The organism is Paenibacillus sp. Marseille-Q7038 (assembly GCF_965111595.1).
Map to the genome: position 1 here is coordinate 1,012,832 of NZ_CBCOOM010000001.1, position 13,531 is coordinate 1,026,362.

Here is a 13,531-nt window from a genome sequence, read left to right on the forward strand (position 1 = left end):
GAAAGAATGAGGCTGGCTCCATGTACAAACGGATGAATCAGGGTGCGAAATTTTTGCCTTTTGGCTGGAAATTATTTATTTCTTATCTCGTCTTAATTATCCTCCCAGTTCTGATCTTGGGCTATACCGCTAACTCCATCCTAGTCGATTCCATGCGGACACAAACCATCACCAATTTACGAGGAACACTTGCTCAGATGAGAGATAACGTTAGCTATAAATTAAGGGATACCGAAAGAATTTCAGATATGCTTTACTACGATGAGACGCTTGCACTGAGTCTAAGGAGATCTGAAGAAGGTTGGATCAGTTACGAGAAAACTTCAACCATTTTACTTCCGAAATTTAGGCAAGCGGTTGAATCAACGAATCAAAAATTATGGTTATCTATTTATCTGCGGGATCCTAACTTACCAGAAGTATATTATGATGCAGGACCCGTGGATTTACTAAAGATGAAAGATAAATACTTTGATGTATATCATATTCATCGGATTCAATTTGAGGATTGGTATCGAAGTTTCCCACCAGAGAAGTATGGCAAGACAATGAAATGGTCACAAGTGGATGATGATGAACAGTTTGGACGAATTTCTTTGCTTCGGCGATTGGTAAATACACTAGATCCTCTTGATTTAAAAGAAATTGCTTTTACTCGCGGCAGTATCTATCTATCTGAATTGTTTGAGAGCATGGACTATAATAAAATTGGGCCCGGAAGTATGATCGAAGTCGTCGATCAGAACGGCCAGAAAATGTATGCTACTAGTAGTCTGAATGCTGAAGGTCATCCTATCAAGCGTAATGAGAGTGCTTCAAGTGAACTGATTATTCATGAGGAGATACCAGAGCTTGACTGGACAATTACGGCTTATGTACCTCAAGGGATTTTGGGGAAAGGAGTACAAAAAGTTACCCAGACCACGCTGCTTATCTGCGTATTGTTTGTTGTATTGATTAGTGCGGTAGCCAGCTATTTCTCCAGATATATTTCAAAAAGATTCAGTAAACTGATTTCCGTACTTGTTATGTTTCAGCAGGGGGATTACCATAAACGAATTCATTATAAAGGAACCGATGAATTTACATTAATTGCCGATGCGCTTAATAAAATGGGGGCGCAAACAGAGCATTTAATTGAAGAAGTATATGAAACGAACCTCAAAAAGAAACAAGCTGAACTCGAGTCGCTTCAAGCCCAGATCAATCCCCACTTTTTATATAACACGCTCTCTTCGATCAGCAGGCTAGCGAAGTTTGGGAGAGTGGAGCAGCAACATGAAATGGTCATGAATCTAGCTAAATTTTACCGACTGACCTTAAATGATGGTCAGACTATCATTTCTATTTATAAAGAACTGGAACAGGTACAGGCCTATCTGGATATTCAGAAGGTAAAGTACGGTGATCGTATGGAAGTGGATTTTCATATTGATCCTGATATATTGGGGTATGAGACAATCAAGCTGATTTTACAACCTTTTATTGAGAATGCACTAGAGCATGCTTGGTGTGGAGATCGAATTTATATCCGGGTTACGGGTGAACAACTCACAGACAAGATCGTATTTCAGATCATTGATGATGGAGTTGGTATGAAGCCACAACATGCAGAATCCTTGCTTCAAAAAGATAGAAATAAACAAAAAGGATATGGAATATGTAATGTTCATGAACGGATTCAGTTGTCCTTTGGTGAAGAGTACGGGGTAAGCATTTATAGTCAGCTTGGTATGGGAACAAGTATCACAATCATCATTCCGGTGCAGAAAAAGAGTGGTCTCTCTCCAAAGAAATCAGATTTTGGTTGATTTTACCACAACTTTCCTAGTAACATAGGCATAAGAAAGTATAAAGGAGAGACATCTTATGCATGAGCATCGGCTGCTGGATAGTGAACATTCCAAGGAATTGTTCTCTTATTACGGTTTGGCGGTATACTACTCACAAGCCTTAGAACAACAACTCGTCAATTTGCTGGTGCTAATGAAGCTGACGCAAGGAAAGATTAGCCCGGAAGAGGAACTTACGAACTTATATTATAAAAAATTAGGAAGTTCATTAGGTCAACTGGTTCATGAAATACAGCATAATTTTGATTTCTCAGAAGAGGAAAGTATCCTTTTAAATAATATATGGAAAAAACGAAATTATATCGTGCATGATTATTTTAAGGAACGAATATTAGAAACCTTCACTCCCGAAGGTCGTTCTCAGATGATTGATGAGCTTATTGAATTCAAAGACCAAGCGCAGAAGCTAGAGTATAAACTACTGCATTACACACAAGTTCTGATTAATCAACTTGAACTCGAAGAGGAGACGGATCAAGAGTTATACGATGAGGAATGGGAAGACGGCTATTCGGCTGATGGGGATGGGAATTCCAAATAATAACAAAAACCCTCTTGCAAAATTGTGATTGCTCCGTAGGCAAACCGATTTTGCAAGAGGGTTTTTTATGTTTTTCTTGTGGGTTCGTGCATGGTTGTTAATTAAAGCGGAGAAGATGTCTGCGCCAGGGCTGGATGAATCGCTTGATCTGCAGCAGTGGAATCAGCTAGTAGGTTCCCTTGTTGCAATTGATACATCTGATAATATCGTCCGCCGAGGGCCATCAGCTCATCATGGTTTCCGCGCTCCGCAATTTGCCCTTGGTGAAGTACTAATATTTGATCGCTACTACGAATAGTAGAGAGACGATGGGCAATGATGAAAGTCGTTCTCCCTTTTTTCAGCACTTCCAGCGCACTTTGGATGATGGCTTCTGTTTCCGTATCAATATTTGCGGTTGCTTCATCCAGGATGAGGATGGCAGGATCATAAGCCAGAGCTCTTGCAAAAGAAATCAGCTGACGCTGCCCAGCGGATAAGGTGCTTCCTTTTTCTACGACTGGTTCGTCAAAACCTTGCGGGAGATGTGAGAGTAACTGTTCTGCACCCACATCCCGAAGGGCCTTTTCAATCGTGTCTCGAGTAATTTTTTCATCATTCAAGCTGACATTTGAAGCAATGGTGCCCGTGAAAAGATAAGGATCTTGTAGTACGATTCCCATATGTTCTCTTATCCATTGTTTTGGAATGTCTTTGACATCCTTACCGTCAATCGTAATGGAGCCTTTTTGTGGATCATAAAAACGAAACAGCAGATTAATAATTGAACTTTTTCCTGATCCGGTGTGACCTACGAGTGCGACCGTTTCACCTTTTTTCGCTTCAAATGATATATTCTTGAGCACATAATCTTTGTTATAAGCGAAGGAAACCTCTTTAAATTCTACGTTACCAAGATATCTCGGCATAGAACCGTCCGTTACTTGTTCGCCGGTCTCATCCATGAGTTCAAAGACACGCCCCGCAGATACCATGGAAGAATCCAGATTAGCCAGCTGATTAACCATACCTGTAACTGGCTGGAATAAACGGCTTAGTACGTCAACAAATGCGTAAAGTACACCAAGAGAGATCAGACTTGATCCGTCTATAGAACCTGCACCAAAATAGAGAAGAACAATAGCAAATGCAAGGTTACGAAGGACGTTTACAAGGTTATGGGTGGTGAACGCGTTTAGGTTGAGCATTTTGTTCTGATGATTCATGTAATCTTCGTTTAACGCTTCGAACTCCTCGTTTGTTTTCTTCTGACGCCGGAATACGCGAATGATAGACATACCCTGAATGGATTCGTTAATCATGGCATTAATTTCGCTAAGTCTCGAACGAATGATTGTATTATATTTCGTTGCGATTTTCCGGTAAAGGAACATCCAGACCACCAGTAAAGGGACAACAAAGAGGGAGATCAGTCCTAGCTTTACATCTAGAATGAAGAGAGCGACATAAACCCCAATCATGGTGATGATTCCTGAGAAAAAATTCGAGAGCACAGCTACAAACAAATCTTTGACTGCTTCCGTATCATTCGTGATTCGAGAAACGACTTTACCTGCGGGTAAATTATCAAAATAATGAACCGGAAGTCTTTGAATATGTGCGTATACATCCGTACGGAGCCTTTGAATCACTTTATTGGCTGAAGATTGCAACCAGTACGTTTTCCCAAAATCCATAATGATCGCTATCAGTAGAAATATAAAATATAAACCGACTAGCTTATAAATACCTGGAAGCTCTGGCGCATAGAAAGCGAACAGCTCATCTACAGATAAGGGTGCTGCTTGATAAGCTGCGCTTTGTTCACCGCGTGTCACTGTGAGTACGCCATTTTCGTAGGTTCGAGTCCCGCTATCTAGGGTCACGGGTTCGTTAATGAGATAAAAAGAGCGTCCACTTTGTAAGATACGAATCTCTTCACCTTGTATTTCTCCTTCACGAAAGCGGTCATAACGTTTGTAATATTGATCTTGATATAGAACCGCATCTTGACTTGGCTCTGACTCAAAGTAAGGTTTTTCGATCGCAAGAACGTGGTTATCGATCATGTTTTTTGCGATAAACGGAGCCGTCAGATCAGCAGCAACTCCGATCGATAACATGATAAGTGCAGCAATGAAAGTTCCTTTTGATTGTAGTGCATAGGCAAATAATCGCTTAGTAACGTTTTTTGTATAGTTCATATAGAGGACACCTCCTTAACGAGTAAGAGTAGATTCGACTTGCTGACGTACGTATTGTTCTTTATACCAACCCTCTTGGTTTAGGAGTTGTTCATGCGTACCTTGTTCCACAATTTTCCCTTGTTCTAGAACGATAATATGGTCCGCATGTTCTACCGCAGATAAACGATGGGTAGAGATGAACGTTGTTTTGCCGGATCTTTGTTTTCGAATATTAGTTATGATCTTTGCTTCGGTACGTGCATCCACAGCGGATAAGGCATCATCGAGAATAAGAATGTCGGGATCTGAAATGAAGGCTCTTGCGAGAGATACCCGTTGTTTTTGGCCTCCTGATAAAGCAATTCCTTTTTCACCAACGAGTGTTTCTAGTCCATCCGATAACGTACCTAAATCTCCATCAAACGCCGCGGTGCGAATCGCATCCATAACCATTTCTTCATTAGCATGAGGTTTACCAAACTGGATGTTCTCACGTACTGTTTTCGAGAACAAAATCTGTTCTTGAGGAACATATCCAATCCAGCTGTGAAGTTGGTCTTTAGAAATGTCATCCATCTTGGTATCGTTAATTAGAAGATCTCCAGAACCAGAGGGATATTCATGAAGTAGTTGTTTCAGCAAGGTTGATTTCCCGCTTCCTGTTCTTCCAACCACACCAAGAGTCTGGCCTTGATGAATATCAAGGTTTATGTCAGTCAGATTGGGGACAGTAGAAGTTGGATAGCGGAAGTTCAGGTCTTTCATTTGAATTCGTTCAGGTGCATTTACATGGACGGGTTCAGCAGGATCTTGCACATCAGGGACTACATGTAATGTTTCGTTCACACGGTCTAGGGAGGCACTGCCGCGCTGCATGACATTAATCAGCTCCCCAATGGCAAACATCGGCCAGATCATCATTCCAAGATACATATTGAAGGATACGAGATCTCCTAATGTAATTTCATTTCGAAAAACAAGGTAGATTCCGTAGCCAAGTCCGATAATATAACTGAGACCAACAAATAGGCGAATGGTAGGTTCGAATAAAGCATCCATTCTAGCTACAGCTAAATTTTTACGGTATACATCATCTGTAATTCCATTAAAGCGTTCTTCATCATGACGTTCTTGTACATAAGCCCGAATGACACGAACACCTGCCACGGATTCAAGGACTTGGTCATTCATATCACCAAAAGCATCTTGAGCAAGAGAGTAGCGCTCATGCACTTTTTTTCCATAAATCATCATGGCGATAGCGATAAAAGGAAGCGGTAGAGTTGCAGCAAGCGTAAGTTTCCAACTGATCAGAAATCCCATTGCAAAAAGTACTGTCGTCAAGTAAGCGGTCGAGTCTGTTAAGGTGAGCATTCCAAACCCTGCGGTTTGAGCAACAGAGCGTAGATCGTTCGTAGCCCTTGCCATCAGGTCGCCAGTACGATTTCGCTCAAAGAATGGCGGAGTCATGCGAAGCAAGTGGCCCATAAACCTGGATCTAAGTAATTTTTCGACGAGGTTAGCACCTCCAAATAGCTTGTGCATCCAAACGTATGTAATAAAGTAGATGACCAGAATAATACCAAGAATAAGTAAAATATACCGGGTAAGTGAAGGCCAGGTGATGGAGCCGGTGACAATATCATCAATGGCATGCCCGATCAGCCTAGGTGGAAGCAGTTCAGCGATGCCCACAAGAATTAGCAGCATTAAACCAACGATATATCGCTTTCGCTCCTGTTTAAAATACCAGCTTAAATTTTTCAGTACTGCGAACAAGGTGATCCCATCCTTTCTAAAATAAATTTCAATTTCTTTCATCTGTTTTGTGATACGATTCAAGATCCTAGCGCAATCTTACAAACCACAAAAAAAGGCATACCGTTCGCTAAACGGTATGCCTTCCTATATTCAGGTTCATACGTAGCAAATGTCACGTGCGTGAGCAGAAGCCGCTAATGATTGGATGTAAAAAAGTAAGTGTAAAAGTCGTGAGATACATTTTCACTGTTCAGAATGAATTCCAATTTCATTGATGGGCTGCTCCGTATTCAGTTGTCTGGTTGTAAATAAATCATCCATAATTCTAAACATCGGAATCACCCTTTCTCTAATTGGTAATTAATTCTAGCTAAGGAATCGTCTGAAAAAAATATTATCACCTGACAAATTATATGTCAAATATTTTCTGTATAATTACAAATATTGGGTAATTAAAAAATTGTTCTCCATTTTATACTTCATTCATGCGGCTTAAGTATGACTTGAAGGGAATCAATATGATAATATAAAAACAAACGATGAGGAGTTGACATAACGATGAGCATACACGTAACGGAAGCAGCGGCAGAATGGTACAAGAAAGAGCTTGGAATATCAGATGGCGAAGCCATTCGATTTTTTGCTCGGTACAGCTCTGGCGGAGGTCTTCATCCGGGCTTCTCACTCGGTATTGCTGTAGAACAACCCGAAGATCCGATTGAACGCACAGAGGTTTCAGGCATAACTTTCTTTATGGAAGAGCAAGACTACTGGTATTTAAAAGGTCACCGTTTGGATGTAACCTACGTGGAAGCAGAAGATGATATCTTATACCGATACGAAACAGAATAAACAAGTTGTCACCACTTAATTGCTTGTAGCTTATAGACAAGGAGGGAGGTCCTCGTGAATTCCAAAAAAGGAGATCTTGCGCAATTTGTAATGAAAAAATCCTTGATTACTGTGAAAGCTGCTGTGGTCGTTTTGAACAAACAGGGTAAAATTTTGCTTCAACAGCGTGCTGACGATGGATTATGGTGCATACCTCTTGGTAACATGAAGCCTGGCGAGATATTGGAAGAGACTGCGCTTCGTGAGTTATGGGAGGAAACAGGACTTAGAGCGGAGGGTATGAAACTCGAATTGCTGCTGTCTGGTCCTGAGCTGAAGCGAACTTTTGCTACTGGAGACGAAGAGTATGATCTGATTGCAGTCTATTCTGCACAAGGCCTGCTTTCTTCGGAACTAGATTACGGGGCAGTTAAAGAAGGACCATTGCGCTTTTTTGCAAAAGAGGAGACTCCAGAGCTTTGTCCAGTTACAAGTATGATGCTTTCTCGATTATAAGCACACAAAAACAACCTCTCCTGTAGTAGCAGGGGAGGTTGTTTTTGTGTTGTGTACTAATAAAATAAAAGTCAAGATTTCGGGAAGTCGTTATTTTCGACAGCATATTCAAAATCATCAATATCATAAATTTGAACAGAAACCTTTGCTTCAAGGATTCGAGAAATCCATTCGACTTGATCCGTTAGAAGCGGGGCCTTAAAACGCTGAGAGGTAAGCAGCAGTTCTGTCTCAATTGGATCAAATGACTCACCAAACACTGCCGTATCGAGTGCGTTCACGATACGTATAGAAATCAGATCACTGAGCAGTATAGGTGAGCTTTGCGCCCAAGGGATCTGAAGGGTTCTCCGTATTTTTTTTTGATTGAGCGGTTCTTCAAAGTACTGGAGCAGCTGACTTATTTTTTTCTTCACGTGCTGATCCTCGTGTTTCGATTCCATAAGCGGATCGAGACTGGATTGTAATTCGTATAATTCCACCACCGTGGTATAAGGTAACAGATATTCAATAGGCGCTGTTGGCGCCAGTAACTGACCATATATTGCGATCATCACGGCTTCCGTAACCAGTGTTCGTGGCATTGGGGTAATCCTCCTGCTGCTGCGATGTATTTTTCTTATTTTTGTCAATTGATATGAGTATAACATATATCACTTTAGCTATATAGTTTAAGAACAGGCGGCACACAAAAGACCATCACTTTGGTTGAAAAGTGATGGTCTTTTGATAAAGTATTAGGATTTACCAATCAGTAAGGATAAGATACCCGCAGCAATGAGCGGACCAACAGGGACGCCTTTAAATAGAGCGACACCAAGAACGGTTCCAATAAGAAGTCCAGCCACGACGGTAGGTTGTCCGCTCATTAAACTGGCGCCGCGACCGCCAAGGTATGCTACTAGCATACCAATGGCAATGGCAAGAAGTGACTTCCAGTTCAGAAAAGAAGAGCCGAGCGTATCCAGGCTGATCTTCCCGCTGGCAAGAGGAGCCATGACGCCAATCGTAAGTATGATAATACCAATGGTCAGACCGTACTTCTCGAGCCAGGGAAAAGCCTGCTGCATACCGGATACCCGGATCAGCAGAAGAACAACCACGGCAATTGTAATGGGGGTATTACTGCTGATAATCCCGAGAGCTGCAAAAGCTAGCAGCAAAAGGGAAGTGACATCCATTGTTTTCATCCTTCCTTAACCGCATCGGCAGCTTTGGATTTAATATGTTCCGCGATGAGCTTACCATGCCATCTTCCAGATTCGATAAATACTTCATTGGCATTGCGTCCCGAAGCAATAACGCCCGCTATGTATATTCCAGGAACACTGCTTTCCATTGTTTCCGGGTTAAAGAGAGGTTTGTCCATATCATCGGACATGGTAACACCTATAGAGGTAAGTAACTTGCGATCGGGACGAAATCCTGTCATGGCAAGTACAAAATCATTGGCAAGCTCGAAAGGAATGCCTTCGTTCGGAGTAACCACCACATGGTTTTCATGAATTTCGGTAACTCGTGAAGAAAGCTGCAGTTTTATTTTTCCTTTAGCTACCATCCCTTCAAAAATAGGACGTACCCATGGTTTGATATGCTCGGATATACTGTTTCCGCGGTAGACCATATCAATATCTGCATCCACTCGGGCAAGTTCAAGGGCGGCATCAACGGCTGAATTGCTACCCCCAATGATTGTAACTTTTGTACGTGCATAAGGATGTGCTTCTCGGAAGTAATGTGTTACTTTATCCATTTCTTCTCCCGGAATACCGAGGTAATTAGGATGATCAAAATATCCCGTGGCAACAACCACATGTTGTGCCTCATATATTGCGGTTTCATCTTTGCGATTCTTCGTTTTGACGCGAAACCCTCCCTCAGCAGAAGGTTCAATGGCATAAGCTTCTTCATACAAAGACATTTCTAAATCATAATGCGAAGCAACTTTACGATAATAGGCAAGTGCTTCATAGCGATAGGGTTTGTCATTAGGCGAACTGAAGGGTACATTTCCGATTTCAAGCAACTCTGCGGTACTAAAAAATTGCATATTTGTTGGATACAGGTAGATCGACTGAACGACATTATATTTCTCAATGATGTGTGCAGATAGGCCAAGCTTTTTACATTCAATTGCAGCAGAAAGACCGCAGGGGCCTCCTCCAATAATGATGACATCTTTCTTCATAAGGCTTATTTCCTCCTTTAATCATTATCCCTTCATACTTCATGGATAAACATAAGTATTATTATCGTATCGTATTCATCAATTGATTGCCAGTAAACAGGTGTAAGGAATAGGAATTGACAATAATTTGAAGTTAGATTACCATCTAATTAGATAAGTTACTAAATAGTGAATGAGGAAGGAGGGATTCTATTGCAGCTCGATAAAATTGTGAACTATCACAAGGCACTCGCTGATCCGACAAGAATGCGTATCTTATTACTTTTATCTCATGGGGAAATGAACGGGCAACAGCTTGCGAAGCGACTTAACTTGTCACAGCCTACCGTTACACATCACGCAGCGAAGTTAAGAAGAGCAGGCCTTATTAAAGAACGGCGAGATAAGAATACAATTTATTTCAGCTTGTATCCTTACTTCATTCAGCAGCATGCCGAAGCATCCTTACACTTTATTTTCAAAGGAGAGAATGAAATGGAAGAAATGGACCAGAGCCAGAAGTTAAAGGATTCGGTAATGCGTAATTTTTTCAGTAAAGACGGTAAGCTTAGATCGATTCCCGCCCAGTATAAGAAGAAACTGATTGTACTTCAGCATATGGTGGAACAGCTTGATCAAGGGAAGGAATATGAAGAAAAAGAAATGAATGAGTTTATCAAGAAGTTTCATGAAGATTTCGCGACCTTGCGCCGGGAATTTATTATGCACCAGTTTATGTACCGGGAAGATGGGATCTATGAAGTAAATCCGGTTGAAATGTGGACTCGGTGGGACCAAGTAAAATAAATGTTTTCACAAATAGATCCTGAGGATGATTTTTTATTGCTATAAGATGATGGTAGCGGCAACGGCTATCTACGTTCTGCATACGATAAGGGCAGGAGGAGTTGCACATGCCAAATTATCGTATCATTGTGGATCTAAGTGATCACATGCTTTATCTGTTGGATAATGATGTTGTAGTGAGAGCGTATCCAGTAGCAATTGGAGCGATGGTTACACAAACGCCCATCGGTGAGTTTACAATTGTGAATAGACAGGCAAATCCTGGCGGCCCATTTGGTGCATATTGGCTTGGTTTATCGAAAGCTCATTATGGTATTCACGGGACAAATAACCCGTCTTCGATTGGACAAAATGTATCTCATGGATGCATCCGTATGTATAACGACGATGTACTTGATCTCGCCAGCAAGGTATCTGTAGGCACGAGAGTTACTATCCGTTCATGAAGGTCGCTGTAGGCGTAAGTGGCGTACTGTAGTGGTGTCGGGAAACGGTCTTTCCGTGCTCATGCTCCACTTGTTTTGGCTGGACGTAAGTAGACTCGAAGAAGTAATGTCCAGCCAAAGCCAAAAGTCGCTATGATCTCGGAATGACCTTATTCCCTGGAGTCACGTTGTGGGATGAAGCTGGCTGTGGAAGCCGTGGGAGAACGGATATATCGTGCTCATCGTTACTGTAGTAGTGTCGGGAAAGGCTCCTTTCGTGCTCATGCTCCACTTGTTTTGGCTGGACGTAAGTAGATTCGCAGAAGTAAGGGTCCAGCCAAAGCCAAAAGTCGCTATGATGTCGGAATGATCTTATTCCCTGAGTCACGTTGTGGGATGAAACCGGGCAAAGCTTCCTCCCCAGGTGAGGGAGGGGTAAGGACGTCGCTGTTTTCCTTGGGGTAAACAGCGAGTCATAGAAGAAAGAGGGGAGGCAGGCTAGTAATTAGCTGCCTCTTATTTGTTATGTGAGTACTATAGTGGGTGAACCGCAATGGAGCTGTGAAGGTGAGGGAGAACGGGTAAACCGTGCCAACGTTACTGTAGTGGCGTCGGGAAACGTTCCTTCCGCGCTCATACTCCGCTTGTTTTGTCTGGACGTAAGTATACTTGAAGAAGTAAACGTCCAGCCAAAGCCAAAAGCGCTATGATCTCGGAATGATAGTGATAATTGAAGTCCTGAATAAAAGTGTGGGTTCACTTTTATTTTGGAATTGTCCCTTTTTTGTGGGCTCATGTGTTTTACCTTTATAAGAGTGAAATAGTAGAGCTTGAAAGGAGGGGGAATATGGATGAATACCGTGAACATCCTGCAAACCATCAAGTGCTTCATGCAATTAACCGAGTACGAGAAGGAGATAGCGAAGCTTATCTATTGATTGTAGAAATCTATCAACAGAAAATATTTATGTATTGCTGGCGATTACTCGGAAACCGGGAAGATGCGGAGGATGCTGTTCAAGAGATTTTAATGAAAGCATATCAGAATCTGAAAGACTATCGTGATGAAGCACACTTTCAGTCTTGGTTATACATGGTTGCCTATCATCACTGTTTGAATGTCATCAGAAGAGTACGTTTTCTACACCGGATCGCACCTTTGTTTAGAAGTGAGAAACATCTATCGGACGGTCCTGAGCAGGAGCTAGAGAAATGGATATTCAGTGAACCGCTGGAGAAGGCGCTTCAGAGACTATCTGCTGATGAAAGGAACATCGTCATTCTGCATATTTTTGAAGAAAAAAGTTTTAATGAGATTTCTGCTATTGTGAACAAATCAATGGAATCAGTAAAGAAGAAATATAGTCGATCAAGGCTGAAGCTAAAGAAGTGGATAGAGGAAAGTGAGGAGGAGAATGAATGGAAAGTCGCGCAGACCGTTTGGAAAAGAAGCTGAGAACCTATGAAAAAAGAGTAGATTATAAGGTGGATGTGCGTTCTGAGGTCATGAATCAAATCAGCCAAATGCCAGTCTCTACTTACTGCTCAAAAACAAAATTTGTATTTCCTAGGCAGAGAGCGTCTAGAACTCTCGTTTCTACTTTTGGAGCTTTCCTGATCGTAATAGTCCTCTCCTTTACCGCTTATGCTGCTTCTGAGTTTTTACAGCTTCGTGCAAAGGATGGAAAAGTACTGCTTGAAACGACTACTCCTTGGAATCGGAATGATAAAGTAGAACGATTGCACAAGTTATCTTTTCCCTACGTAAGTCAGGCAATCCGCTCTGTTCTTCCAGGTCAGCATATTGCTTACTACATAAAAGACGATACGATTAATCATTTGATAAGTGAAGTTAGTCCTAACGGGGGATTGCTCGGTTTTCAAGGAAATCAGATCGAATACTATACTCTGCCAATGTTAGAGCTAGAAGCGAAGAAGCTAAACTCTCCAATCACTCCTATTCCAAGTTCCATTACGGGAGGATATTCCTTTAAATCTGGCGGAATTTATTTAGATATGCCAAAATTATATAATACAGATGATACTCCGAATGATAAATATTGGAAGATCCAGGCTGGATTGGTGGAGGAAGCGAAGGCGGATCATTCAGACAAAAAATTATTCATAGAGACACTGGAATCTGACCAGCTAAGATCCATTTCTTTACATTATAGGAGAGGGAAAAATAAAGAGGACTATGTGACGGTCCTGGCATCTTTTACGGATGGAGTTAAACAAGAGGTGCAGCAAGAAGCAGGAATGATTGCAGAAAAAAGCGTAGTACATGGAAAAGAAATTCTTTACTTGAAATATGAAGGAGACAACCCTCATCAAGTGATCAAATGGATCGATGAATCGTCCGGGGCTTATTACCACATAAGTGACACGGAGAAAAGCAAGCTCAGTAAGCAAGAATTTTTGAAAATAGCGGAGGAATTCGTGCAGTAGTTCGTTCAGGTTATGTA

At 41.6% G+C, this 13,531-nt stretch carries 13 protein-coding genes; 8 read left to right on the forward strand and 5 right to left on the reverse strand.

Annotated features, from left to right (window positions below; translation table 11 throughout):
- Positions 1-20 precede the first annotated feature (20 nt).
- Both ACWPWY_RS04960 and ACWPWY_RS04965 read left to right on the forward strand, forming a co-directional pair.
- A complete protein-coding gene (locus ACWPWY_RS04960) occupies positions 21-1,811 on the forward strand; it encodes a sensor histidine kinase (protein ID WP_454190650.1) in 1,791 nt (596 codons plus the stop codon).
- A gap of 58 nt (positions 1,812-1,869) precedes the next feature.
- Complete coding sequence (locus tag ACWPWY_RS04965; protein ID WP_454190651.1) at positions 1,870-2,394, forward strand: hypothetical protein; 525 nt, start codon at positions 1,870-1,872, stop codon at positions 2,392-2,394.
- A 101-nt stretch (positions 2,395-2,495) separates the two neighbouring features.
- Here ACWPWY_RS04965 and ACWPWY_RS04970 read toward each other — a convergent pair whose 3' ends face one another.
- A complete protein-coding gene (locus ACWPWY_RS04970; RefSeq protein WP_454190652.1) occupies positions 2,496-4,577 on the reverse strand; it encodes an ABC transporter ATP-binding protein in 2,082 nt (693 codons plus the stop codon).
- A gap of 15 nt (positions 4,578-4,592) precedes the next feature.
- Positions 4,593-6,338: an ABC transporter ATP-binding protein gene (locus ACWPWY_RS04975; protein WP_454192799.1), complete on the reverse strand. Its 1,746-nt coding sequence runs from the start codon at positions 6,336-6,338 to the stop codon at positions 4,593-4,595.
- 540 nt (positions 6,339-6,878) lie between these two features.
- On the opposite strand from ACWPWY_RS04975, the gene ACWPWY_RS04980 reads away from it, so the two are divergent.
- Positions 6,879-7,172 carry a HesB/YadR/YfhF family protein gene (locus ACWPWY_RS04980; RefSeq protein ID WP_454190653.1) on the forward strand — a complete coding sequence of 98 codons (294 nt, stop codon included), beginning with the start codon at positions 6,879-6,881 and terminating at the stop codon, positions 7,170-7,172.
- Positions 7,173-7,226: 54 nt separating this feature from the next.
- On the forward strand, positions 7,227-7,667 hold the full coding sequence (locus ACWPWY_RS04985; protein ID WP_454190654.1) for an NUDIX domain-containing protein: 441 nt from the start codon (positions 7,227-7,229) through the stop codon (positions 7,665-7,667).
- 71 nt (positions 7,668-7,738) lie between these two features.
- Here the strand turns inward: ACWPWY_RS04985 and ACWPWY_RS04990 are convergent, their stop codons facing one another.
- From ACWPWY_RS04990 to ACWPWY_RS05000, 3 genes are all read right to left on the reverse strand, one after another.
- Positions 7,739-8,251: an ADP-heptose synthase gene (locus tag ACWPWY_RS04990; protein WP_454190655.1), complete on the reverse strand. Its 513-nt coding sequence runs from the start codon at positions 8,249-8,251 to the stop codon at positions 7,739-7,741.
- A gap of 153 nt (positions 8,252-8,404) precedes the next feature.
- Positions 8,405-8,848, reverse strand: a complete 444-nt coding sequence (locus tag ACWPWY_RS04995) for a DUF441 domain-containing protein (RefSeq protein WP_454192800.1) — start codon at positions 8,846-8,848, stop codon at positions 8,405-8,407.
- Between the two features lie 5 nt (positions 8,849-8,853).
- Positions 8,854-9,855 carry a YpdA family putative bacillithiol disulfide reductase gene (locus tag ACWPWY_RS05000; RefSeq protein WP_454190656.1) on the reverse strand — a complete coding sequence of 334 codons (1,002 nt, stop codon included), beginning with the start codon at positions 9,853-9,855 and terminating at the stop codon, positions 8,854-8,856.
- A gap of 192 nt (positions 9,856-10,047) precedes the next feature.
- Between ACWPWY_RS05000 and ACWPWY_RS05005 the strand changes: the two genes are divergently transcribed.
- The 4 genes from ACWPWY_RS05005 to ACWPWY_RS05020 all read left to right on the forward strand — a co-directional run bounded on the left by ACWPWY_RS05005 (position 10,048) and on the right by ACWPWY_RS05020 (position 13,514).
- Positions 10,048-10,641 (forward strand): DUF2087 domain-containing protein, encoded by a 594-nt coding sequence (locus tag ACWPWY_RS05005; RefSeq protein ID WP_454190657.1) that lies wholly within the window; start codon positions 10,048-10,050, stop codon positions 10,639-10,641.
- 107 nt (positions 10,642-10,748) lie between these two features.
- Positions 10,749-11,087 carry a L,D-transpeptidase gene (locus tag ACWPWY_RS05010; protein ID WP_454190658.1) on the forward strand — a complete coding sequence of 113 codons (339 nt, stop codon included), beginning with the start codon at positions 10,749-10,751 and terminating at the stop codon, positions 11,085-11,087.
- Positions 11,088-11,913: 826 nt separating this feature from the next.
- On the forward strand, positions 11,914-12,522 hold the full coding sequence (locus tag ACWPWY_RS05015) for an RNA polymerase sigma factor (RefSeq protein ID WP_454190659.1): 609 nt from the start codon (positions 11,914-11,916) through the stop codon (positions 12,520-12,522).
- Complete coding sequence (locus ACWPWY_RS05020; RefSeq protein WP_454190660.1) at positions 12,486-13,514, forward strand: hypothetical protein; 1,029 nt, start codon at positions 12,486-12,488, stop codon at positions 13,512-13,514. Before ACWPWY_RS05015 ends, ACWPWY_RS05020 begins: the two co-directional genes overlap by 37 nt.
- Positions 13,515-13,531: the final 17 nt, after the last annotated feature.